The following is a 23,389-nucleotide window of genomic DNA, read 5'->3' on the forward strand; positions in this document are numbered from 1 at the left end:
AATGGGTCTCATTGACCGCAGGGATGTATTATGACAAAGCGAACGAAATTAAAAGAACATCTTCATACTTTAGAAGAAATTGGCCACATTATGACGGCCATGAGAAATCTTTCTTTAATTGAAACAGGCAAAATCACTCAATGTCTTGCTCTGCAAGACCAAGTCATTAAAACCATTCATGAGGTGAGCCATGATTTTTTAAGTTTCTATTCCATGCCCCCCATGAATCAGCAAGAAAATCCCCTCTTAGTTTCTATTCTTATTGGCTCAGAGCGAGGATTTTGTGGCTCTTTTAATGATAATGTGTTTCATCAGTTAGACGCGCACAAAGAGCACCATTCTGAATTGGAACCAGCACTTATTCTTGTAGGGCATAAACTGGCATTAAAAATGCCTAATGACTCTCGTGTCATGGCAACAATCGATGGACCCAATGCCATTGAAGAAATCCCAGCCGTGATTTCAAACGTGTTACACACGTTAGAAAAGGCCTTATTGCAAAAAAATAAAACATGGCATTCTTGGCAATGGACTGTTCTCTTCAATGAGGAAGAGCACAATCAAATTCAAGCAAAAACCTGGCAGCCCTTTAGAGAGTTGGATACAAATCCTGCGCTTCATTTTTCTGTGCCACCTGTTTTGAATGGTTCCAAAGACCAGTTTTTCGCTGACTTGGTGGAGCATTATTTACTGGCCATGTGTTATTCGATTTTTTATCAATCGTTTTTTGCGGAGAATCATCAAAGACTGTTTCATTTAAACCAGGCATTAGATCGCTTAGAAAATAAAAAAAATGCATTAAACCATCGCCTCAATTTACTGCGCCAAGAAGAAATTACTGAAGAAATTCAGAATATTTTACAAAGCGCCGAAGCGATTATTGGTCATGAGCTCACATAGAAAGACAAGGTAAACTATAATATACTGATTGGACTGGGTTTCTAATCCATGAAATGAATTATTCTATGAATTCGTAGTCATCCCTTTTGAGTGATTGGAAATCGGTTACAGAATAGTGAATAAACTCATATGAGGCGGGAAAACACTCGTGCAGACTGCTCCACTTTAACCATTTTTTGAATCGTCATGTTAAGTGGGCTTTGGAGGGAAAGGATGCTGTTTCAATACATTAAAAAGTTTTTCCTATTTCTATGGGTTCAAGCAGTCTCCATTTCTTTCCTGTTGGCGATGGCTTCTGTTTCCTTTGCTCAACTCACAGCACAAGACCATGCTGCCCATCATCAAGGAGAAAAAGAAGGCGAGGGAATGAGTGGTATGATGAAAAATATAGGGACTCCCTCTAAGGAACTTTACCCCTCTTTAATGAGTTTACCCACATTATCCCCCGAAAAACGCCTGGAAATTCAACAAAGGGCACATCAACGCATCACATCCGGCATGGCGCTCATGAAAGGTGGACTTAACGAGCTTTTGTTGGCATCCAGCAATAACAATTACGCTAAAATGCAGGAAGCTTTAGAGAAATTACGGGAAGGGATTACGCAATATGAGAGCGCACTGGCCGCACTTCGCGCACTGTCTGAAGGAAAAAATCCAAGCGACATCGCCTTGCAGTGGTTTAAACGAGAAATGAATCTTCTTCCAAGTAGTCCGCAAGCCGAGAGTGTCTTAGGTGGGCCTTTTTTTCATTTAACGATTATCGCTCTATTTGGTCTGTTTTTTTTGGTCATGATTTGGATGTATTTTTTCAAAATGAGAAGAGCTGCTGCTCTGCTCGATCGCTTAACCAAACAAAATGCGGCTGTATCTTCGCAGACACCACCCCAATTCTCAAAAGCACCTGAACCAACCCCTTCCTTAACATCAGCAGAGCCCATTAAATCCTCTCAAGTTTCTAAAGTGCCATCAGAAACTGCCCCAACTATGCCTCCTACCTGCCCCGCTCATAAATGTCCAGTCCCGCAATTTCCGGTCATGAGATCACTCACCGAACCGGAAGAGAAATGGGAAGGACAACTTCGTGTTTGCCGTATCTTTCAAGAAGCACCAGGAATCAAAACATATCATTTGGCATCAACCCATGAGGTGGCTCTGCCATTTACCTATTATCCTGGCCAGTTCATAACGCTTACCGCCTTAATTAATGGTAAAACGGTCAGGCGCAGTTACACCATGGCCTCTACCCCAACCCAATTGCATTATTGTGCCATTACCGTCAAGCGAGAAGAGCAAGGCGTGTTTTCTCGTTATTTGCATGACGAAATTAAGGAAGGGGATTTACTGGAGGTGATGGGGCCTAATGGTAAATTTACTTTTACTGGCGAAGAGGCAAAGAGCATTGTACTGATTTGTGGAGGGGTAGGTATTACCCCGATGATGAGTATCATCCGCTACCTCACCGATATTGGATGGCACAATGACATTTATTTGCTGTACTGTTGCCGCACGACCAGTGAGTTTCTCTTTCGCGAAGAATTAGAGCAACTTCAAGAAAGATACCTCAATCTCCATGTGTACGCATCGATGCTGCGTTCAGAAGGAACCATTTGGATGGGGTTACAAGGCCTATTTACCAAGAACATCATCAGCCATCTTGTCCCTGATATTGCCTCTCATCGTATCCACGTTTGCGGTCCTCCTGCGATGATGGAAGCAATCCTTGGTATCTTAAAAGAGCTTAAGGTGCCCGCTGATTTGATTCTAACGGAAGCGTTTGGACCGGAAAAGAAACCAGAAATAGCCCAGGAAGAATTAGAGGCCATCAAAGCCGATACCCGCGCGATGGTTTCGTTTCGGAAATCTGAAAAAATGGTTCCGATTCTGCCAGACCGCACCCTTCTGGAAATCGCTGAAGCCAACGGGGTTACTATTGATAACGCGTGTCGAACCGGGCAATGTGGGTTATGTAAAGTAAAATTGCTATCAGGAGAGGTGACCATGGCTTGTGAAGATGCGCTTTCCAAGGAAGACAAACAACAGGGACTTATCTTAGCCTGTCAGGCCAAAGCGACCAAAAATATTGAGGTGGATGCTTAATGAATGCGCAAGGACGTATGATGGTTTTGGGGTTAGTACTTCTAATGCTTATCACATGGCTAGGCTTTGCAGTCCATACGTCTTATCGTTTTGCCGGGAGTTTTTGGGGTGGCGTTTTTGGCGTGAGTGGCTCAATATTGATGCTGATACCGCTCCTCTACCTCTTTATTAAACGCATTTCATTTTTGAAAAATTGGGTAACACACTATGTGTCCATGAGTACCCTGTTGTCATGGCATATTTACACAGGCATTATCGGCTCTATTTTAGTCTTGATTCATACCGGGCATAAATTTAATAGCGCTTTAGGTATTGCTTTGACTGCTATGACGCTCATTGTCACGCTCAGTGGTTTTATTGGCCGTTATCTCATGGGCTTTATGACTCAGGAAATCGATGAAAAAAAGACAATCCTCTTGGGATTACAAAAGCAATACCAAATCGTAGCTCAAGAATTACAAGCAAGCGCACACCCCAAGCAAAACATCGGGAAATTACACCTGATGACCGCTCGCTTTCTTTCCTGGTTGCTTGAAGACACCGCATTAAATGGTCAGTTAATCAAGTCAGCAGAGGTACGCGCTTTGTGCTTGGCGGATGCCATCTCTGAGCTGGAGTACGCCATTCGTTTTCACGAGCACTTCAAGCGCCTGTTTCAAAAATGGTTAACGTGTCACATTATTACAGCACTGGTATTGTATGTTTTGCTGGGTCTGCACGTGTGGTCTGGAATTTATTTTGGATTAAGGTGGTTTCAATGAAGCTGAGATGGGCTACACTCGCTGCCCTTACCGTAATCGCGGCACTGTCTTTTATGGCCTATTATCTGCCTTCTCATGGAGATGAGGTGAGCCGTTTGACGAACGTAGCGGAGTGGCAAAGAATGGCAAGCCCCGGAGAACTTTCCAAAGCCCACTCGTTTTTAAGTCACAACTGCACTGCATGTCATACGCCTGTGAAAGGGGTTGAGGCAGCGAACTGTATCGTCTGCCATGCCAACAACGAATTTCTGTTAAAACGCCAGCCGACCTCCTTTCATGCCAACATAGGCAGTTGTGTTGAATGTCATAGAGAGCACCAGGGCAGAACAGCACGTATCACCCAGATGGATCACAATGCTTTGGTTTCGTTAGGACTTCAGCAACTTCGTGCCTTTTCCAATGCAAATGATGAAGAAGAACAGTTGATTATTAATCAAGTTATGCTCTTTTTAGCGCAGAACGAATCCAATAAGTCCACATTACGGGTCAACCCCCATTTATCACCTCAAGAACTGACTTTACGCTGCGCCTCATGTCATCAAAACAAGGACAAGCACTTTAAGTTATTTGGCGACGATTGTTCTGCTTGTCATGAAACGGCTCATTGGAGCCTCTCTGAATTTAGGCACCCATCCCCTAGTTCCATGGATTGTGCTCAATGCCACCAAGCGCCACCCAGTCATTATATGGAGCATTTTAATATGATTTCAAAAAAAGTGGCTCATGAGCATGAAGCCCGTGTCGATCAATGTTTCCTTTGCCACCAAACCACGTTGTGGACTGATATTAAAGGAGTTGGGTTTTATAAGCATCATTGAGAGACTCTTTCTCTACAACGGAAAATTTATAAGTGCCTTAACAATTTATTATGGCACTTACCAGGGCTATTGATTGGGTGACTGTTTCTGCATCGGCATTTGATGTTGCATCAACAGAGGCATACCAGTAGGCGTTTGAATATATCCTTTATGCCAATACACAGTGGCATAATAAGCACTACAAATCATTCCTAAAATCGCAAAGAGAACGATGAGCCAACCAAAAACTTTTGCCAACGAAATACCGAAACCTTCGTGACGTGAAGTCCAGACAACCAAAATAATACCAAACGCTATAGCAATCAAAGACAACATCTGAGCCACATGAAATAGGAATGCTTCACCTGACATCATTGGCATCTGGAAATAGCCTGCATACCAGTATTTAATTGCGTAATAAGAACTGCATAATTCCCCTAAAATCCCAATAATGACAATCAGCCATCCAAATACTTTGCTTAATCCAGTACTGTTGCCTTCATTACGTAATGCCCAGACGACCAACATGATTCCAAGCGCTATTGCGATAAGGCCGAGCATCTCGGCACTGTGAAACATAAACATCATGGTGCACCTCCTTTACTGTCTTGTTGTTTACCAAAACGAGGTATAAACCCAGGAGTAACCGCAGCGTAGCGTTGATATTCCTCACCAAACTCCGCCAAAACCTCTTTTTCTTCCCTACGTGCGAGACGAACATACATATAAACCAGTATAGGAAACATGATTAAGGTCAGAATGGTTGGCCATTGCAATAAAAAACCAATCATCACCAGAATAAACCCATCGTATTGCGGATGACGAATTTTGGCGTACAGCCCACTGGTTGCAAGTTGATGCGCCTTTTGAGCACGATAAAGAGTACCCCAAGCTGATGCAATCATCCAAAGACCGCCGATAATGAAGACAAAACTTAAGATATGAAAGACATCAAAATGGGGATCACCTTTCAAGCCAAGCAGGGTATGGAGTAAATGGCCACTGTCATGACCGTATAAATCTACTCCAGGATAATATTTAGAAAGCCATCCTGACAGAAAATAAATGGTTAAAGGAAAACCATACATTTCGGTAAAATAAGCGATGACAAACGCAGAAAAAGCACCAAAGGCGCGCCAATCTCGCCTTGTTTTAAACGTGGTGGTAAAACTGTACGCAAACAAAATGAAAATAGCCGAATTGACAATGACCAATAACCACAAACCATAGGCATACGAAGTATGTTCCATTTTCGATTAATCCTTATCCTCAGACGAGTCGTCCTCATTATCAGACTTATGATGATGCTCCTCTTCATGACCTCCATGTCCTCTATGCATAAACAGATGCATTAGTGGACAGAGTAAGACTAACAACAAAAAAGGCGAAGCCCCAAGAAAACTCGCAATGTGAGCACCATGCTCTACAATCAAGAAATAGCCAATAATCCCAATAATGATGATGGCCACCATGCCAGAAGGAGAACTCCAAAAGCGCATCTCTTTTTGTGGTTTTGGTGGCTGTGGGTGATGCTTAGGTTCAGGCGACATGATGTGCCCTCCTTTGCTCATTAATTCTTATTAGTATAGTCCATCCTGATAAAAGATTGCGCCAGTAAAGTATCACCCCATAAATTGTTCAAATTTCGAACTAAAGTACTATCTTGTCTATACTTAAATTGATAAGTATTGGATTTAGACTAGATTAGAATAACGCTATCACATCCTTTACAAGGAGCGGCAATATGTGGACTTTAAAGACGTTGAAGCGGTTTGTTGTTGTAGCCGCTTTGATAGGCTCAACTGCTGTAGCTGCTGCTTTTGATACCTCAGTCAAAAATGATTCCCAATTAGGTTCTATGATATTGGCTGCCAGTGTCCATCATCCACCTCATTGGACACCTCATGGTGGACATGGTAAGTGGCATTGGGATGGACATAGATGGCATTGGATTCAATACCACTACAAGTGGCATCATAACTGGCATCAAAATTGGCACCAACAAAACTGGCATCACGGTGGACAAGGTGGACACGGCTGGCAAGGCGGGCATGGCAGCGGACATTAAGAAGAAGGGAGCTCATTCTCTTGATGCGTGAGTACTGTATTAACATGTTGTTAAGAGGTTTTTTTTGTGCCAAATATATTCAGTCAGGTAAATCAGTCACCGTCATAAAGACGTGAGGAAGGACCTTCTATTCTTTGGGGAGAGTAAGCCTAATACCCCAATCAACACCAATAATAGGACAATGAGCCCCAGTAAGAAGAGGCATGAAATTCAAGCAGGATAACTCTCCTTATAGGCTTAGGCTTAAATTTGAAAAATATCCGCGAGTTCCTTGGGCTGTAACTGCTTTATCGTATCGACTCAAGGCATGAATGTATGCCGCTTGCCGCATATCTGTTTGATATTGTTCCATCAGCTGCCAAATATTCTTAAATTCACGGGATATGATAGTCTGTAATTCTTCTTGAACTTTTTCCATACTCCAATAATAACCTGATTTATTTTGAACCCACTCAAAATAGCTTACGATGACCCCACCCGTATTGGCTAATATGTCGGGTACAATTAATACTCCCTTTTTCTGCAATAGTGCATCGGCCTCTAAGGTTATTGGACCATTTGCAATTTCAATGATTATTGGCGCCTTAATTCTGGCTGCATTTTCTTGGGTAATTTGATTTTGTGCAGCAGCTGGGATAAGTAAATCGACATCGAGTTCCAATAACTCTTCATTCGTAATGGTAGCATCCTTCGCAAGTTTACAAACAGACTCTTTGCAATATATGGACTGCACCTCTTTAGAGCTGTTTTTTATTTCAATCATGCGAGGTATATCGATGCCTTTGGTATTATAAATTCCTCCTTTCGAATCACTGATTGCAACAATTTTATAGCCATTGTCGTAAAGCAGCTTAGCAATACTTTGTCCCGCATTACCAAATCCTTGAACAGCAACTCGTAGCTCAGAAGACTGCCATTTTTTCTTTTTTTCAAGAATTTTAATGCAATAGTAGGCACCTAGACCGGTCGCACCCTCACGCCCCAAGCACCCTCCCAAAGAAATAGGCTTGCCTGTGATTACCGCTGGACTATTTTGCCGAACAATGGTGGCATACTCATCCATCATCCAGCCCATGATCATCTCATTGGTATACATATCAGGAGCAGGGATGTCTTTGTCTGGCCCAATAAAATCCGCTATTAACTCAATGTAACTTCGACTTAATCGCTCCAACTCCATGCGGGATAATTGTTTTGGATCAACAATTACCCCACCTTTTGCACCACCAAAGGGGATGTCGACGACAGCGCATTTTATTGTCATCCATAATGCAAGAGTTTTTATCTCATCTAAATCCAATTTTGGATGAAACCGTATGCCCCCTTTCATAGGACCACGGCTGTCATTATGATGGACTCGATAAGCTGTAAAAATTTTTAATTCACCATTATCCATCCGAACTGGGAGAGATACTTCCAGACAGGATTTAGGGTGTTTCAGTTTCTCTAAAGCTTCGGAATCAATACGACAAAATGAAGCGGCCTTATCAAGCCGTGAAAGAGCATCTAAGTACATACATTCCTCCAATTAGTGCATTCACGAGGTTTCTTCTGAACAAACCACGAGTACTAACTATTTGTTATTTGGCCTACTCTGAACTCAAAATAAGTTCAAACCCATGAGCAAGAACGTGGGCTTAAACAGGAGCTTTTATCTAGTGCATTAGGACTCCAGTATCTAGGTAAAAGCACCTCACGTGACTGTTTAAAAAAGTACAGCAACTCCTAACGTGATTGTATCTTGAGTGGTAGGCTCTCCTTGACTTCGAAGAATTCTCTTAAGAGCACCATATTCTTCATCATGTTCGTACTCTGTAAAAATATTAAGCCCTGGCTTAATACGATAATAAGGTCTAAGGATATAACGCATTTGATTTAAGCCATTGCCAATCTCATTTTTGACTACGGTATGAGTAGCCAAAATGCTACGAATTCCTGTGAGGAAGAAGAAATTATTGGTCAGCTGGTTAGCCCGCGCCAACTGAATGTCAAACTTCACGCTGCCATCACGATAATACGTTCTAATGTTGGTATCAATATACCAAGGCATTAACCCTTCAATACCAATACCAGGTTGCCAATAAGGGCCTCCTGGGCGATAAAAATAATTGACCCCTCCTTTAACCGCCCAAAATTGGCTAATCAAATGCCAATAGAACACATCGATGTCTGCGTTTTCAACGGTTCCTTTATAAATTTCAGCGTCCTCAGTATACAACTGGAGCTTATTGTAATCTGGGCCATAGAGGCCTCTAAACGTCATTTCCTGAGCATTATGAAAAGGGTCTTCACCGAGTTCAATATAGCTTGAACGATAGAAGCCTTGATGATGCCCTGCGGGGTGTTTGATGAGCGCAGCATCCAGTGGCATGACTTCGTCTTCTCTTACAATGGGTCGATTGATGTAGGCTTGCTGATAGGCGTAATTGTCTGGCTTTCGAGTACCGTTGGCAATCTCAATGATGGTGGTGTATTGAAATACGCGCGCCATGCCCGCGGTCATGTGTAAAAGATGGTGGCAATGGAAAAACCACTGACCGCTGGCTTCAGTATCAAAATCGGCAACGGCAGTCGCTCCTGGAGGGACTTCAATGGTATGCAATAACGGGTCGTAAAATCCATGACCATTGCGTAAAATAAACCAATGGCCGTGAATATGCATGGGGTGACGCATCATCGAATTATTGGTAAATATAATCCGATAACGCTTTCCTGGCTCAATCAAAATCGGTTTGGCCTTGTATTCCGGTAGACCATTAATAAACCAGATATAACGGTCCATGTAACCAAATAATTCCATTTTAATAATCCCATCGACTGGTTTATTCGGATTATTGGTTTTCACTGCTCCTTTTAACTCTTGGTATTTGGTTCCTAAGGTGGTGGCTTTTGCTGAATCAGGCGGCTCTATTTTATCGCCGATGATGGTCGGCTCAATAGGCATCTGCATGTTCGTGGAATCATTCATCGACATGCCATGTTCCATAGGCCTATCTGACTTCATGTTCCTATTCATAGACATGTCATTAGCAGAGTGAGACGTCTTACTCTGGCTCATTGCGCTATGATTCATGCCCGGCATGGCCATGCTGTTGTTCATTGCGGTCGATGAGGAGTCAGATTTCATTTGAGCAGAGTGAGACGTCTTATTCTGGCCCATTGCGCTATGATTCATGCCCGGCATGGCCATGCTCTTGTTCATTGAGGTCGACGAGGAGTCAGATTTCATTTGAGCAGAGTGAGACGTCTTACTCTGACTCATTGCCCCATGATTCATACCTGGCATGTCCATACTCTTGTTCATCGAGGTCGATGAGGATTTGGATTTCATTGAGAATGAGGTGTGGGCGGAATGATTGGATGCCTTGTCCATTTTCTTTTGGATAGTCTTAGAGGACATCAAGTGATTAGCGCTTTGCGAACTCATTGATTGAGAGTGCGAAGACATGATCATGGAGGATTTCATCGCTGCTGATGATGTTTTTTTGTTCATCAAACTATGCTGTTGGTTTCCATCCATTGCCCCGCCATTCATAGACATCATCATGTTGGCCATCATTTCTCTTGTGACAGGAAGTGGTTCAGGGAAAGGAGTCACGTGCTGATAGTTGACGACTTGATTAGGATGGGTCACTAAGGCCCCATAAGTTTTGCCCAGCGTGTCAATCGACTCAGCATAAATAATGTAAGGCTTGTTTTTTTGAATGGTTACCAGGATATCATAGGTTTCACCTGGTGCAATCCAAAAATCCTCAATGGGATAAGGGGTCACATCATTTCCTTGAATGTGTACCATCTCCACTTTGGCATCAGGAATTTTGACGCGATAGATGGTGCTTGCTCCTGCGCCAATGAAGCGCAGCCGCACCCTATCCCCTACCTTCACAGGAGCAGTCCAAGGATGAGATTTAGGGTGACCATTTAATAAATACGCATCATACGCCACATCACTTAAATCATAGATACTCATGCGCATTTGTTGCATCATTTTATAATCGGCAATTAATTTTTTGCGCTCTTCAGGAGACGCTTTACGATAATCATGAAGAAACTTCATAAGCGAGGGTTGTAGGGGAAATCGAGGACCGTAATAGTCGCCGTCTTTTTTTAAATTCGCAAGTACTTGTTCGGCGGGCGTGTTGCTCCAATCGGATAACACCACCACATAATCTTTGGTGTAGTGATAGCTTGGTGGATTAGGTGGGTCAATAATAAAAGTCCCGTATAAGCCTTCTTGTTCTTGCACCTTGGCATGGGCGTGGTACCAATAGGTTCCCCTTTGGTAAAGCTTAAAGCGATAATGAAACACGCCTCCTGGGGGAATTGGTTTTTGACTCACCCCGTCCACCCCATCCATTTGCCAAGGGACTAAAAGACCATGCCAATGAATGGATGTTCCCTCATCCAAATGGTTATACACATGGATGGTGACATCATCCCCTTCTTTAAAATGCAAAGTCGGTGCGGGAATTTGCCCATTAACAGCAATAGCGCGTCTTAGTTTGCCCGCAAAATTCACCGTTTTATAAGCAACCACCAAATTAACCGTACGCTTTGCTCCACCTGTAATAGTGAGAGGCGTCACCGCTTTAGGAGATTGTTTTTTAGTGGTAGGTTGTTCCATTTTGTATTGTGCAGGTTTCGATTGAGATGGTGTAGTCTTCGAGGAAGTTAACGGTGGTGTTGAGGCACCATGTTGCTCATGCTGGGCAAACAAAGCAGAAGAACCGAGCAGTAAAAAGGAAAAAATAAAGCAATAGTTCCTTATTAAACAACGCAAATCCTTTTGTAACATGTTTCCATCCTTCCATAAAAATCGTATTAATGCGACGATACTGTCTTTTCTGCTGTGACAGGCAGAACACCATACCCATGCCGATAGACTAATTCCGCTCCATACCAAGCCGTCGTGAGCAACAGCACCTGGACAAAGAGCAACGCCATTAAGAAGACCAGCGTCGGTTTTTGGTGTTTAATATAACGCCAAACCATCCAGAAAGCCACAAGTACAATAGCACTCGAGGTAGTTAGTGCCCAGTTGCGGTGAATCACTTTTACGGCGTGCACCATAGCACCATGTTTTACCGTATAAAAAGCATAAAATCCAGTGGACACCGTGGTCATCGTGCTCAATGCGGCCAGCCATAAACACCAACGAGCCACGATTTCCAATTCGCCAATCAATGGCTTGGTGTTCCAATGAATGTAAGAGGATAAATAGGTTACAGCATAAAGAATCACCGAAACAGTAAATAAGGCCACGGTAAAATGGACAAAAATGGGGTGCCAATTGGGGATAATTTCTATCATGGTCGATGCGTTCCTTATTCCAGTTTGGGAACCAACATCCCATTCCCTCGTTTTTTCCTATAAAAATAGCCCAATGGCTATGATGTTGACCCCTTTTTATTTCTTATTTTTGTCAATTAAATTGTTATCCGTTATGCTAAATGTCAGAGATGAAAATAGCAACAATAAACCGGGTTGTTTTTAGTCGTTGGCAAGGACAAGAACAATAATCTTGAAGGAATTGTTATGAACGCTAAGGATTGTTTTGCAGAGAATGACCACGAAGAAAAAACTAGAGAAACTAAACCTCTTTTTGATGAGAAAGAGGTTCATAAAGCCCATGACTTAGAAAATGAAATGGAGCTTGACGAGGAGTTTGATGCCATACGCTCCATGAATTAACGTCCTCGCCTGTTAATCGGGATCTTTATAAAGGGCTTCAAACCAATTGGTCATCACGTCATTACGCATGATTCGGGAGGATTCCAACGAATCCCTCATCATCTGCGCAACACCATGCTCTATTTTTTTAAAACAATTGTTCTGTGTAGCCATGCGGCGATTGGCTTGGATGGGTGGGCTTAATAATTCGATTGCTTTCATCAGCAGATTCACCTTTTCAGAAAACACATAACGACTTAGGCGCATGGGATGCGTTTTCTCAAGCCACCAGGATAAAAAAGGATTACTTAGGCTCTGCACAGAAGGTTGGAAAACTTTTTGATAAATTGAGTCATTGGCTTCGGATGTTTGACGAACCTTGTCAAACGGTTGCGTGGAGCTCGTTGCGCAAAGTTCTGTAAGTTCGCGCGCTTCAAAACGCACATGATATTGTTCTTTACTGCAATCGGGATCGCCCGTTGGGTTAACGATTATCATTTCATAAAGCCCTGGCTGCAATTGCTCAATGGCATTACTATGCTCTAAAATGGCACGATGGTGCAAACGAACGACCTTAGCCGACACAAAGATTCCTAAATGCCCAACGGAAGGATGAAGGAGATACACCACTCGCTGTTTGGCCTTCTTCAATGCTTGAGTTGTAGGATAAATCGTTCTTATCCAATGTAAAGCCTGCCTCGGTGGGGTAATTTGATCGCCTTGGGAAGCAAAGAGAACAATAGGGCTTTGAATGCGTTTCAAATCGTAAACGCATCCTTTATGAATCCGCATTTCACCGCGCTCTAGTTGATTGCCAATAAAAAGATTATTCACTGTGGCCATTATCTCTTCTTGACTGAATTGATAAAAACCATTCCACCAACGTTCAAACTCCAAAAATCGCTCACGCTCCCCATCAATATCATCAAATAAGCCATAATACTTATCCCAAATGGCTGTGGTGGGATTGAGTAACTCAAAATTAGAGACCAACCAGGCCCCATCAAAGATTCCTTCCTTTAAATCCGATAGAAAGCGGGCACTCCAGGAACCACCCAAGAGTCCCCCTAATAACTGCATGGGATTGGCTTCTTCTTCGCTGTTGGACCAATAAGAAACCGGTGAGCCATTCATGACCGTCAAACCAACCGATCCCACGCAATCAGAGGCCAATAAAGCTAGCATCCAACCGGCTTGGCAATTGCCATAAAGAATGGGGGCTTTGCCTTCATGCCAGGCTTGGACTTGTTCAACAAAATGGCGCAAAGTCATCAGGACATCGGCGAGCGTTTGATGAGGCACAGGATTAGGATAAAAAATAACAAAATACACAGGATGACCACTATGTAACGCGATGCCCACTTCAGAGTCCCGTTTGAAACCACCAATCCCTGACCCATGGCCTGATCTGGGATCCACAATAATAACTGGATGAGCCTGAGGATCAAAACATTCCTCAAAGCACACATCGCCGACTTCAAGAATTTTAACCAATGCATAATTCGTTTTAGGCTCCAATGATTTCCCATCCAAAACTAATTCATATTTGAAATTAAGCAGTGGTGGCAACCCTTGTTGTTCGTGCTCCATCATATTATTGGCGCGTTCACGTAAAGTATCCCAAAACAAAATAGAACGCTGCCAACAATCCAGTTGATAAGAAAAAAAATCATGCCCCATTTGATAAGGCGAATCGGTGTTTTCCTTGCCCATGCGTCACCACCATCCTGAATAACCCACCTCTTTATCTATTGTGGACGAGGGATAAGATTTTTACAAAAATTTTCTCTCCATTGGAAGACTGAAATGGACAAGACCTATTAAAGTCAACGACTGCTCAAGGAAGTGATTAAGGGAGATTAAATAAAAAATAATCCAGTCGTAACCGTTTGTTGTTGCGCAGTAGATAATCTATTATGGTAATACCTCATTTGATTAGGATGAATCTCATGAAAAAAATCAATTTTATATTGTATTTATTAACCATGCTCGCCATATCCTTTGTGACCTTGGGTCATGGAACCACTGAAGCCACAGATACTACAAACCAAACGAAACACATGTATCGCGGCTCCTCGATTAGTCTTGAAGAGTTAGCCAAAGTTGCGGATTTATCCTCGGCACGGAATCAAAAAGGAAACCCCGTGACCCTAGAAGAAGAAAGCTATCAAGTGGGCTCTTTTACAAAAGGCACAGTGACTATCATCCCCAAAAGTGGGAAAGCAGACGATGTCATTACTTTGGATTTAAAACCAAATTAATTTATAAACATTTTACCTGGCCCGTTTGCACTCAACATTGGACAAAATCCAATTTTATCCAATGAAAATGAGAACCAAAAATGTTGCTTGTTGCTTTTTTATTTGCAATATAACTAAACCCAATTCTCTCACAGCTAACACAAGGGGTTTGCCGCGGATTTTTTATTGTACGGGTTGCCCTTTCTCGACAAAATAAATTAAAAAACTCAAAAAAAAAATTGTGATAAGTAATTTACGACAATATACTATTTAATATTTATATAAAATGGTAGAAGAGCATCCTATAAATCAATAGGTTAGATTATCCGATTCATTAATCAAACAAGCGCAATCGATAAGCACTGTGATGTCTCTCATTCTTAAGTAAGCGAAATGGACATTGGATGAACCAAACTTTAGTTCATTAATTTTTTAAAGGTTATCGTATGAAAACAGCCTGTTTTCTTCAAGGAATCATGACCATGATTTGCCTATGTTGGGGAGGGCTAGCCTTTGCAATTGCCAATGCACCCCTGACGTTAACCGAAGCAGAACATTTAGCTCTTGCCACCTCCCCTGAATTAAAACGTTTCGAAGCAAATAGCCAAGCGTTACAACAGCAAGCCGTCGCCGATAGCCAATTATCCGATCCACAATTACTGGCAGGTACGATTAATGTCCCTACCGATACCTTCAGTTTTACCCAAGACATGATGACCATGGTAGAGGTCGGTTTGCAGCAGCAATTTCCACGGGGTCGCTCTTTAAAGATGAAATCCCAACAAACACAAGCGTTAGCGAAAGTAGAGCTTAAAAAAGCCTTTGATCAAGTCATCACCTTGTTACGTAACGTACGAGAAACTTGGTTAGATCTGTATTATTGGACGAAAGCCTTGCAGGTTCTTCACGCCAATCGGTTGTTATATAAGGATTTACTGAAGGTCACGCAATCTCAATACAGTAACGGTAAAATTAATCAATCCGATGTGATTCAAGTGGAATTGGAATTATCCCGCCTCAATGATCAGGAAATTCAAATTCAACAACAACTGGCTGTATTACGCGCGCAACTCGCTCGATGGATTGGAGTTAAGGAAATCAATCGCTCATTGGTGCTTTCTATGCCCCGATGGCCTAGACCATCACCATTGAACCAGCTACAAGCTCGATTACCCAAACATCCTTTGCTACAAGCCGATGCGGCCAATGTGAAAGCTTCTTATTACGAAGTCGCCTACGCTAAAGAACAATATAAACCGGGTTGGTTATTGGGCGTGAGTTATGGTTTTAGACAGGGGAGAATGCCAGGTGAGATGCCTCGGTCGGATATGCTAACGGCTCAAGTGACCATGGATTTGCCCTTTTTTACCGCCAATCGCCAAGATAGGCAATTAAGCGCCAGTTTCAATCGACTCAATGCGAGCCACTTTGAAAGACAAACACATTATCGAGATTTGCTTCAGGTACTCAGTGCGCAATATGCGACGTGGCAGCGTCTTTCAGAACGTGAGGTCATCTATGAAAAGCAATTGCTTCCTGAAGCAAAACAAAATGCCAAAGCGGCTTTATTGGCTTATCAAAGTGCAACCACTGAATTAACCACCGTGCTACGCGCCTACAGCAGCCAATTAACCATTCAACTGGAACAAGTACAGATACAAGTTGAGCGCCTGAAATCCCGTGCAACACTACTGTATTTAGAAGGAGTTGCTCTATGAACAAGAAATTACTACTCATAATCGTAATCTCCATTATTTTGGGAGTGTTCCTGGGACGTTGGACAACTAACATCATTACTGGAAAAGCTTCACAAGAGGCAACCAACAAAAAACCACTCTATTGGATTGATCCCATGGAGCCAATGATTCATTACCCAGGACCCGGAAAATCGCGCATGGGCATGGAACTTGTTCCGGTCTATCCAGACGACAACCAAGAAAAAGGTGAAAAAGCAACAGTTCAAATCTCACCATCTGTAGTCAATAATCTTGGTGTACGTACAGTTCCAGTGATACAAACAACATTAGCAAGACATATAGACACAGTGGGGTTTGTAGAGCCTAATGAAAATCAAATCAGCCATATTCATACTTATGCTGATGGCTGGGTGAAAAATCTGGTAGTCAAGGCAGTAGGTGATTCTGTTAAAAAAGGCCAATTGCTGTTGCAATATTACTCACCCCAATTAGTAACTGCTCAAGAAGAATATCTAATTGCCTTGGAAGGTAATAATCAATCCTTAATTACAGCGTCTTATAAACGATTACAAGCCTTACACATTTCCGAACAACAAATTGAAGACATCAAAAAAGGTCATCAATCGAATCAATTAGTAGCTGTTTATGCTCCACAAGATGGCATTGTTGCCGCTCTTAATATTCGAGAAGGTATGCGAGTTACGCCGGATGTGGAAATAATGAGTTTAGTTGATCTTGCCAACGTTTGGATGATTGCCCAAATTTTTGAAGAACAAGCCAATTGGGTCAAGATAGGTGACCAAGCCGAAGCACGAATATCAGCGTTCCCACAAAAACAATGGAAAGGTAGGGTAGAATATATTTACCCTCGATTAGAGCCCATGACTCGCACCGTCAAAGTAAGATTTCGTTTTGATAATCCCGATAATCAATTAAAACCTAATATGTATGCCAGCATTTCTATCCTGGTCAATCCGAAATCCAATGTGCTGAGTATTCCTCTTGAGGCTTTGATTCGAAGTCCACAAGGTGATCGAGTGATCGTGGCCTTAGGTAAGGGACGTTTTCAAGTCCGCCAAGTCAAAGCAGGTATGGAATCGGGTGATCGAGTCGAAATTCTTTCGGGCCTTAAGGTAGGAGAAAACGTCGTTGTTTCCGGACAATTTCTGCTTGATTCCGAGTCGAATTTAAAAGCGGGTTTGGAGCGCTTGGAAACACCTGAAGAAAATGAAAAAAGGATACAATCAACGAACCCCAAAGGACAAAAACCATGATTGCAAGCATCATTCGTTGGTCAATTAACAACCGATTTCTAGTGATACTCGTCACTGTAATGATGATAGTAGGAGGCCTCTACACCATCAATAACACCGTTGTTGATGCCATTCCCGATTTATCGGATGTCCAAGTGATTATTAAAACAGAATTTCCCGGACAAGCACCACAAGTGGTTGAAGATCAGGTGACTTATCCCTTAACCACCGCCATGTTAGCAGTACCCGGAGCTGTTACAGTAAGAGGTGAGTCAGGTTTTGGGGTGTCTTATGTGTATATCATTTTTAAAGATGGCGTTGATCTGTATTGGGCACGTTCACGGGTTCTGGAATATTTAAGCCAAATTGCCAATCAATTACCACCTGGAGCACAAGTAGCTTTAGGACCTGATGCAACAGGTGTTGGATGGGTCTATGAATACGCGCTTGTTGATCGCACAGGCCAACATGATTTAGCTCAACTCACCAGTTTACAAAACTGGGTTCTCAAATTTGAATTACAAAAAGTACCTGGTGTTGCTGAAGTAGCCACTGCAGGTGGCATGGTGAAACAATATCAAATTACTTTAGATCCCAACCGATTACGCGCCTACGGTTTGACTCTCGACCAGGTCAAGCAAGCGGTGCAGAGAGGTAATCGTGAAGCAGGAGGCGCCACCATTGAAATGGGCGAAGCAGAATACATGATAAGAGCCAAAGGCTATTTGCAATCCATTCGGGACATTGAGCAAATTCCAGTGGGTTTAGGTAAAAATGGCATACCCATTTTGCTAAAAGAAATCGCTCATATACAACTAGGTCCACAAATACGACGCGGTATGACCGAATTAAATGGCGAAGGGGAAGTAGTGGGTGGCATTATTGTCATGCGCTCAGGCCAAAATGCCATGCAAACCATTGCCGGTGTCAGAGCAAAACTCAATCAATTGCAAGCAAGTCTTCCTAAAGGCGTGGAAATCATTACTACCTATGATCGCTCAAGTTTAATCCAACGAGCGATTAATACTTTAAGGGATAAATTAATTGAAGAATTTATTGTTGTTTCCCTAATTTGTGTGGTTTTTTTATTCCATTTTCGCTCTTCATTAATCATTGTGATTAGCTTACCTATTGCTATTTTACTCGCATTGATAGTCATGCATGTGCAAGGGATTAATGCCAATATTATGTCCTTAGGGGGTATTGCTATTGCCATTGGTGCCATGGTAGATGCGGCCATTGTCATGATTGAAAATGCCCACAAGCACCTAGAGCATAATGCCATTACTTCAGAAAATCGCTGGCCAATGATGCAACAAGCAGCTCTTGAAATGGGGCCACCTTTATTTTTCTCTTTACTTATCATTACGGTGAGTTTCTTACCGGTTTTTACCTTACAAGCTCAAGAAGGACGGTTGTTTGCACCGCTTGCATATACCAAAACCTATGCAATGGCAGCTGCTGCAGCACTTTCAATTACCTTAGTACCTGTGTTAATGGGTTATCTTATCCGTGGCAAAATAAAGGCGGAGCAAGAAAATCCAATCAATCGTGCCTTAATGGCTGTTTACCGACCGATTCTACAAGCGAGTTTGAAAACACCCAAAACAACACTGACAATCGCAGCCTTCATCATGCTTATTGGATTTTGGCCTGTCTCTTATCTTGGTGGTGAATTTATGCCAGAACTGGATGAGGGGGACTTACTCTACATGCCAACCACTTTTCCAGGCATTTCGGCAGGCAAAGCACAGCAACTTTTACAACAAACTGATAAATTGATTGCAAGTATCCCTGAGATTAAAACGGTATTTGGTAAGATTGGGCGTGCTGAAACAGCAACGGACCCAGCTCCCTTATCGATGATAGAGACCACCATCCAGTTCAAACCTAAAAATGAATGGCGTCCTGGCATGACTATGAATAAATTGCGTGATGAACTGGAGTCACGTCTCAAATTGCCAGGGCTTTCCAACGCGTGGGTGATGCCCATTAAAACCCGCATTGACATGTTAGCCACTGGGATTAAAACGCCTGTAGGGATTAAAGTTGCAGGACCTGATTTAAAAACCATTCAATCCATTGGCCAACAAATTGAAACTGTATTGAAAAAAGTACCGGGCACAACGTCTGTTTTTGCTGAACGAGTAGCCAGCAGCCGTTATGTGACAGTAGATATCAACCGCGTGAAAGCCGCGCGTTATGGGTTAAATATTGAAGACATTCAGCAAATTATTGAAACAGCCGTTGGTGGAATGAATGTGACACAAACGATTGAAGGAAGGGAACGTTATCCGGTTAACTTGCGTTACCCGAGGGAGATTCGCGATTCATTAGAAAACTTACGCTCACTGCCCATTGTCACTCCAACAGGAGCCACCATTCCTTTAAGTGAAGTGGCTAATGTTACGATTACCGAAGGACCTGATATGATTCGCAGTGAGAACGCCAGACTCAATGGCTGGGTTTATGTGGATATTACAGGACGTGATTTGGGCTCTTATGTGAAAGAAGCTCAGAATATTATTAGACAACAGGTGAAGTTACCCGCAGGTTATTCACTAACCTGGTCTGGCCAATACGAATATTTGGAACGTGCCAAAGAACGCTTGTCTCTGGTTGTTCCTTTTACAATAGCCATTATTGCCTTCCTGCTGTATCTCAATTTTCGTCGCTTTGCTGAGGTCATCATTATTTTAGCAACCCTGCCCTTGGCATTAATCGGCGGCATTTGGCTACTTTATTTATTGGGATATCATTTATCCGTTGCCGTAGGAGTTGGCTTTATTGCTTTGGCGGGCGTTGCTGCTGAAACAGGGGTCATCATGCTGGTATTTCTTAATCAAGCCTTGGAAAAACAACAGCAGCAAGCGAAGCAAGAGCAGCGTGCTCTTACCAAAGATAATGTGTATACCGCCGTAGTCGAAGGAGCACTCCTGCGCCTACGGCCCAAAATCATGACAGTGACTGCCATTATTGGAGGTTTATTGCCGATTATGCTATTAAGCGGCACGGGCTCTGAAGTGATGCGACGTATTGCTGCACCGATGGTTGGCGGGATGGCTAGTGCCACCATACTCACTCTGATTGTTATTCCGGTGATTTATCTTTTGTGGCAACAGAAAAAAATACTAATAAAAAATTTGAGTTAGGTAATAAAAGAAAAAACTTAACGTTGAAGGAAGTTTGATGGCAATTTCCATAATAAATAGTGGTAGATTCTCGATTAAAAAATTTATCCCAAGTTATATAGAATGATAGGTAACCCAATCAAATGTTTCTATTAGTATTACTATTTGACAGGTGATGCAAAAGTGTTACACTTATATTAGGCACCAATTTAGGAGCAATATCATGCCTACTAAAAATCCAAGAATAAATATTACTTTTGAGGAATCAACAGCAGGGTTACTTGCCTACCTTGCAGAGCTAGAACATAAATCGATTTCAGGCTTGGCTAAAGAACTTATCATGGAGGCATTGGAAAGACGTGAAGATAAAGTATTGTCTGCCATTGCTGAATTTCGTGATCATGCTACAGTAAAAAGAGTGAAGCATGATGACGCCTGGAAGTAAACTGTATCAAATTGAATATATAGAAGATGTTGTTAAAAACGACATGCCTAGTTTGTCAACTTCAGCCAAAAAGCTCATAAAAAAAGCCATCGAAGAGCGTTTGATGGCTGATCCTATCGGTTTCGGTAAGCCACTGCGATATAGCCTTAAAGGACATAGACGTTTGCGAGTTAGTGATTATAGGATTGTTTACCGCATCGAAGCAGAAACAAATACCGTCGTTATTATTGCAATAAAACATCGAAAAGAAGTTTACGATGATTTTTAGAACATTTCTATCCAGACAAGTATCAGACTTATACACCGGCTCCATCACAGTACCTGCTAGAGTGATAAGATAGAGAGCCTGAGATTCTCCCCTACCTCACTATTACTTCAAAGCAGGCTACACAACAAAAATCAACCTGTCCTAGTATTTCTATTAACCCTAAATCAAGGTTGTTAACACCATTTATCGCACCATTCGACTCGTTAACTATACAAAAAGCACAGTACTTGACTTCAATTAGCTAGCATAATATTGTAATGTTGGAATGTTAAAAATCATTCCATCTCATGTCATTTAAAAGGAGCTAAAATGAATAAGTCAGATCTCATAAGGACAATTGTTACAAAAAAAATGAAAAATACTAAAGGGCGTAATCTTTGTTGTTGGTAATACCAGTATTATAAAAAGATACCATTCACCTCATGACTTAGGTGAATGGTATTTATCTTATTAAGAGGTCATTTTCATGACAACGCCAATTGATAAATTATTAGAATACAAAAACACACAAGTATTAAATAGGTATAAAAAAGATTATCCCAATAATAAATTAAAAGCCGAAGAAGCCTTTCCAGAGTTATTGAAATACTTATGGATTTCTCAAAAACATAAAGAAGATTTATGTCATTTTCCAGAAAATGACGAATTAAAGTTCTCCTGTGGAATATACCCTGACATGTTGGATATTGATGACATGTGGCATACTTTCCTTCTTTTTACAAAGGATTATATGGCTTTTTGTGATCAATTTTTTGGAAAGTATGTACATCATACACCCACTTCAGACAACGAGCCAATACCTAACAATGAATTTGAAGTCGATTTCAGTCGATATTTATTCTATATTTATGACCATCTAGGAGAAGAAACCGTAAAAAAATGGTTTGGCGAACTACTAGAGGAAGAAGTTGATATGGCCTAATGCAATTTTGCAAACACTGCCTACCAATATTGTCACTTATGCACAGCAATTGAATGGAATTGAAAATTGATAATCAGGAATCTCATGAATCGTCTTGCTGCTTGCTTTAAATAAATGAGTGCATTTTCTCAATGTATAATAATGCTCTTGTTTTAAAATTAGGTTGTTTTCATGTTTTTTCGCATTGTTTATATCCCCCATGAGCATCAGAAGATCTTTAAATAAATTTTTATAAATCACCTCAAAACCATAAGCTGCTACAAATCGACTAACCTCGTCAGGCGGTAAAGAAAAACAATGCAGTTCTCTAGATACAATTGGCATGTCTTCTGAAAAAGAATTAATTATTTTAGGAATAAAACTCAATATGAATTCATCATGCTCCTCAAGAAGATTAGCCAACCCTGCTAATAACTGCATTACTCCCTTTTCATTTAAATACATCGTAAGACCTTCTGCGATTACTAATGTTTTGCTTCCTTTCTTAAATCCATTAGCACACAGAACTTCTTCTAAATTATCTTCTAAAAAATCACAGTCTACACAAAAGAAATTTTCATTAAAAATGTGGGTATGGTTAATTCTTATATCAACAGGTGCTTGTCGGATTCCAATTTCCTTTGGAATATTCAAGAGTGCTTTCAGTTTTATTTGACGAGTTTGTCCCCTATCCAATTCATAAAACTGAACGTTTGGAAATTTTATTGATGAGATAAACGCTCGTACATCATAGCCACCACCTAGAAAAATAACTTGTCTTACACCGTTAGATAAAATTCCCTTTTCTACCTTGTGTTTCAGCATTAGTTTTCTAGCTAATATCATTGAGTGATAACCAGGAGTAACTGTTTTATTAAAAAAATTATGTTGTAAATAATGTAACAGTTTTTTTAGACTGTTTTCATCTCCATAAGAGCAGCCATAAGATTCGAAATCAACCACTGATGAAATGATGTGTTGGGCTAAACATAGTTCGATATAAAATTCAGAGGGTATTAATGGCTTATTTATAGATTGAATATAACTGCTCATCACGGAAAGCGCTGTTAAACTTGCGTTAACTCTATTGTTCTCTTTCATCACCTGAGTCATGTATGCTTATCCTAATTTATTGTTTTGCCTAAGCCTATTTTTTAGCTA

General features: G+C 41.5%; 21 protein-coding genes. 13 read left to right on the forward strand and 8 right to left on the reverse strand.

What is annotated here, in order from left to right; genetic code table 11:
- Positions 1–30: 30 nt before the first annotated feature.
- The 4 genes from Lpar_RS16100 to Lpar_RS16115 all read left to right on the forward strand — a co-directional run bounded on the left by Lpar_RS16100 (position 31) and on the right by Lpar_RS16115 (position 4,576).
- Positions 31–900, forward strand: coding sequence for a F0F1 ATP synthase subunit gamma (locus Lpar_RS16100; RefSeq protein ID WP_011946145.1), 870 nt, complete (start codon positions 31–33; stop codon positions 898–900).
- Between the two features lie 213 nt (positions 901–1,113).
- A complete protein-coding gene (locus Lpar_RS16105) occupies positions 1,114–2,997 on the forward strand; it encodes a 2Fe-2S iron-sulfur cluster-binding protein (RefSeq protein WP_011946144.1) in 1,884 nt (627 codons plus the stop codon).
- Positions 2,997–3,758, forward strand: coding sequence for a hypothetical protein (locus tag Lpar_RS16110; protein ID WP_011946143.1), 762 nt, complete (start codon positions 2,997–2,999; stop codon positions 3,756–3,758). Before Lpar_RS16105 ends, Lpar_RS16110 begins: the two co-directional genes overlap by 1 nt.
- Positions 3,755–4,576, forward strand: a complete 822-nt coding sequence (locus tag Lpar_RS16115) for a cytochrome c3 family protein (RefSeq protein WP_011946142.1) — start codon at positions 3,755–3,757, stop codon at positions 4,574–4,576. Before Lpar_RS16110 ends, Lpar_RS16115 begins: the two co-directional genes overlap by 4 nt.
- A gap of 66 nt (positions 4,577–4,642) precedes the next feature.
- On the opposite strand, the gene Lpar_RS16120 is transcribed toward Lpar_RS16115, so the two are convergent.
- From Lpar_RS16120 to Lpar_RS16130, 3 genes are read right to left on the reverse strand one after another with little or no spacing between them, the layout of a single operon-like run.
- Positions 4,643–5,143, reverse strand: a complete 501-nt coding sequence (locus tag Lpar_RS16120) for a hypothetical protein (RefSeq protein WP_011946141.1) — start codon at positions 5,141–5,143, stop codon at positions 4,643–4,645.
- The gene (locus Lpar_RS16125) at positions 5,140–5,805 is read right to left on the reverse strand and encodes a methyltransferase family protein (RefSeq protein ID WP_011946140.1); all 666 of its coding nucleotides are present in this window, start codon (positions 5,803–5,805) and stop codon (positions 5,140–5,142) included. Before Lpar_RS16125 ends, Lpar_RS16120 begins: the two co-directional genes overlap by 4 nt.
- Before the next feature lie 6 nt (positions 5,806–5,811).
- Positions 5,812–6,105, reverse strand: a complete 294-nt coding sequence (locus Lpar_RS16130; protein WP_058518859.1) for a DUF2933 domain-containing protein — start codon at positions 6,103–6,105, stop codon at positions 5,812–5,814.
- A 194-nt stretch (positions 6,106–6,299) separates the two neighbouring features.
- Here Lpar_RS16130 and Lpar_RS16135 point away from each other — a divergent pair, with 194 nt between their 5' ends.
- Positions 6,300–6,623: a hypothetical protein gene (locus Lpar_RS16135; protein ID WP_011946138.1), complete on the forward strand. Its 324-nt coding sequence runs from the start codon at positions 6,300–6,302 to the stop codon at positions 6,621–6,623.
- Between the two features lie 229 nt (positions 6,624–6,852).
- On the opposite strand, the gene Lpar_RS16140 is transcribed toward Lpar_RS16135, so the two are convergent.
- The 3 genes from Lpar_RS16140 to Lpar_RS16150 all read right to left on the reverse strand — a co-directional run bounded on the left by Lpar_RS16140 (position 6,853) and on the right by Lpar_RS16150 (position 11,933).
- Positions 6,853–8,139 carry a Glu/Leu/Phe/Val family dehydrogenase gene (locus tag Lpar_RS16140; RefSeq protein ID WP_011946137.1) on the reverse strand — a complete coding sequence of 429 codons (1,287 nt, stop codon included), beginning with the start codon at positions 8,137–8,139 and terminating at the stop codon, positions 6,853–6,855.
- A 189-nt stretch (positions 8,140–8,328) separates the two neighbouring features.
- Positions 8,329–11,418, reverse strand: coding sequence for a multicopper oxidase domain-containing protein (locus Lpar_RS16145; RefSeq protein ID WP_011946136.1), 3,090 nt, complete (start codon positions 11,416–11,418; stop codon positions 8,329–8,331).
- Between the two features lie 26 nt (positions 11,419–11,444).
- Entirely contained in the window at positions 11,445–11,933 is a 489-nt protein-coding gene (locus tag Lpar_RS16150; RefSeq protein ID WP_011946135.1) for a DUF2231 domain-containing protein, read from the reverse strand.
- A 225-nt stretch (positions 11,934–12,158) separates the two neighbouring features.
- Between Lpar_RS16150 and Lpar_RS19150 the strand changes: the two genes are divergently transcribed.
- Complete coding sequence (locus Lpar_RS19150; RefSeq protein WP_011946133.1) at positions 12,159–12,314, forward strand: hypothetical protein; 156 nt, start codon at positions 12,159–12,161, stop codon at positions 12,312–12,314.
- 12 nt (positions 12,315–12,326) lie between these two features.
- Here the strand turns inward: Lpar_RS19150 and Lpar_RS16160 are convergent, their stop codons facing one another.
- Positions 12,327–14,006, reverse strand: a complete 1,680-nt coding sequence (locus Lpar_RS16160) for a DUF3141 domain-containing protein (RefSeq protein ID WP_011946132.1) — start codon at positions 14,004–14,006, stop codon at positions 12,327–12,329.
- 236 nt (positions 14,007–14,242) lie between these two features.
- On the opposite strand from Lpar_RS16160, the gene Lpar_RS16165 reads away from it, so the two are divergent.
- The 7 genes from Lpar_RS16165 (at position 14,243) to Lpar_RS16195 (ending at position 22,249) form a co-directional block, all read left to right on the forward strand.
- Complete coding sequence (locus tag Lpar_RS16165) at positions 14,243–14,554, forward strand: hypothetical protein (RefSeq protein ID WP_011946131.1); 312 nt, start codon at positions 14,243–14,245, stop codon at positions 14,552–14,554.
- A gap of 425 nt (positions 14,555–14,979) precedes the next feature.
- Positions 14,980–16,251, forward strand: coding sequence for a TolC family protein (locus Lpar_RS16170; protein ID WP_011946130.1), 1,272 nt, complete (start codon positions 14,980–14,982; stop codon positions 16,249–16,251).
- Positions 16,248–17,504 (forward strand): efflux RND transporter periplasmic adaptor subunit, encoded by a 1,257-nt coding sequence (locus tag Lpar_RS16175; RefSeq protein WP_011946129.1) that lies wholly within the window; start codon positions 16,248–16,250, stop codon positions 17,502–17,504. The genes Lpar_RS16170 and Lpar_RS16175 overlap by 4 nt, the downstream gene beginning before the upstream one ends.
- The gene (locus tag Lpar_RS16180) at positions 17,501–20,635 is read left to right on the forward strand and encodes an efflux RND transporter permease subunit (protein ID WP_011946128.1); all 3,135 of its coding nucleotides are present in this window, start codon (positions 17,501–17,503) and stop codon (positions 20,633–20,635) included. Before Lpar_RS16175 ends, Lpar_RS16180 begins: the two co-directional genes overlap by 4 nt.
- 202 nt (positions 20,636–20,837) lie before the next feature.
- Positions 20,838–21,059, forward strand: coding sequence for a hypothetical protein (locus Lpar_RS16185; protein ID WP_011946127.1), 222 nt, complete (start codon positions 20,838–20,840; stop codon positions 21,057–21,059).
- Positions 21,040–21,327 (forward strand): type II toxin-antitoxin system RelE family toxin, encoded by a 288-nt coding sequence (locus Lpar_RS16190; RefSeq protein ID WP_011946126.1) that lies wholly within the window; start codon positions 21,040–21,042, stop codon positions 21,325–21,327. The genes Lpar_RS16185 and Lpar_RS16190 overlap by 20 nt, the downstream gene beginning before the upstream one ends.
- Positions 21,328–21,793: 466 nt before the next feature.
- A complete protein-coding gene (locus Lpar_RS16195) occupies positions 21,794–22,249 on the forward strand; it encodes a glycine-rich domain-containing protein (RefSeq protein WP_011946125.1) in 456 nt (151 codons plus the stop codon).
- 36 nt (positions 22,250–22,285) lie between these two features.
- Here Lpar_RS16195 and Lpar_RS16200 read toward each other — a convergent pair whose 3' ends face one another.
- On the reverse strand, positions 22,286–23,341 hold the full coding sequence (locus tag Lpar_RS16200) for a class I SAM-dependent methyltransferase (protein ID WP_011946124.1): 1,056 nt from the start codon (positions 23,339–23,341) through the stop codon (positions 22,286–22,288).
- Positions 23,342–23,389 lie beyond the last annotated feature (48 nt).

It is taken from the genome of Legionella parisiensis, from assembly GCF_001467945.1.
Classification (GTDB): Bacteria; Pseudomonadota; Gammaproteobacteria; order Legionellales; family Legionellaceae; genus Legionella; species Legionella parisiensis.

Excerpts from the sequence above, each read along its gene's own strand:
- Lpar_RS16145 (WP_011946136.1), bottom strand. The coding sequence starts at position 11,418 with ATGTTACAAAAGGATTTGCGTTGTTTAATAAGGAACTATTGCTTTATT.
- Lpar_RS16165 (WP_011946131.1), top strand. The coding sequence starts at position 14,243 with ATGAAAAAAATCAATTTTATATTGTATTTATTAACCATGCTCGCCATA.
- Lpar_RS16195 (WP_011946125.1), top strand. The coding sequence starts at position 21,794 with ATGACAACGCCAATTGATAAATTATTAGAATACAAAAACACACAAGTA.
- Lpar_RS16200 (WP_011946124.1), bottom strand. The coding sequence starts at position 23,341 with ATGACTCAGGTGATGAAAGAGAACAATAGAGTTAACGCAAGTTTAACA.
- Lpar_RS16100 (WP_011946145.1), top strand. The coding sequence starts at position 31 with ATGACAAAGCGAACGAAATTAAAAGAACATCTTCATACTTTAGAAGAA.
- Lpar_RS16150 (WP_011946135.1), bottom strand. The coding sequence starts at position 11,933 with ATGATAGAAATTATCCCCAATTGGCACCCCATTTTTGTCCATTTTACC.
- Lpar_RS16115 (WP_011946142.1), top strand. The coding sequence starts at position 3,755 with ATGAAGCTGAGATGGGCTACACTCGCTGCCCTTACCGTAATCGCGGCA.
- Lpar_RS16185 (WP_011946127.1), top strand. The coding sequence starts at position 20,838 with ATGCCTACTAAAAATCCAAGAATAAATATTACTTTTGAGGAATCAACA.
- Lpar_RS16130 (WP_058518859.1), bottom strand. The coding sequence starts at position 6,105 with ATGTCGCCTGAACCTAAGCATCACCCACAGCCACCAAAACCACAAAAA.
- Lpar_RS16180 (WP_011946128.1), top strand. The coding sequence starts at position 17,501 with ATGATTGCAAGCATCATTCGTTGGTCAATTAACAACCGATTTCTAGTG.
- Lpar_RS16110 (WP_011946143.1), top strand. The coding sequence starts at position 2,997 with ATGAATGCGCAAGGACGTATGATGGTTTTGGGGTTAGTACTTCTAATG.
- Lpar_RS16140 (WP_011946137.1), bottom strand. The coding sequence starts at position 8,139 with ATGTACTTAGATGCTCTTTCACGGCTTGATAAGGCCGCTTCATTTTGT.
- Lpar_RS16125 (WP_011946140.1), bottom strand. The coding sequence starts at position 5,805 with ATGGAACATACTTCGTATGCCTATGGTTTGTGGTTATTGGTCATTGTC.
- Lpar_RS16120 (WP_011946141.1), bottom strand. The coding sequence starts at position 5,143 with ATGATGTTTATGTTTCACAGTGCCGAGATGCTCGGCCTTATCGCAATA.
- Lpar_RS16135 (WP_011946138.1), top strand. The coding sequence starts at position 6,300 with ATGTGGACTTTAAAGACGTTGAAGCGGTTTGTTGTTGTAGCCGCTTTG.
- Lpar_RS16170 (WP_011946130.1), top strand. The coding sequence starts at position 14,980 with ATGAAAACAGCCTGTTTTCTTCAAGGAATCATGACCATGATTTGCCTA.
- Lpar_RS16175 (WP_011946129.1), top strand. The coding sequence starts at position 16,248 with ATGAACAAGAAATTACTACTCATAATCGTAATCTCCATTATTTTGGGA.
- Lpar_RS16160 (WP_011946132.1), bottom strand. The coding sequence starts at position 14,006 with ATGGGCAAGGAAAACACCGATTCGCCTTATCAAATGGGGCATGATTTT.
- Lpar_RS16105 (WP_011946144.1), top strand. The coding sequence starts at position 1,114 with ATGCTGTTTCAATACATTAAAAAGTTTTTCCTATTTCTATGGGTTCAA.
- Lpar_RS16190 (WP_011946126.1), top strand. The coding sequence starts at position 21,040 with ATGATGACGCCTGGAAGTAAACTGTATCAAATTGAATATATAGAAGAT.
- Lpar_RS19150 (WP_011946133.1), top strand. The coding sequence starts at position 12,159 with ATGAACGCTAAGGATTGTTTTGCAGAGAATGACCACGAAGAAAAAACT.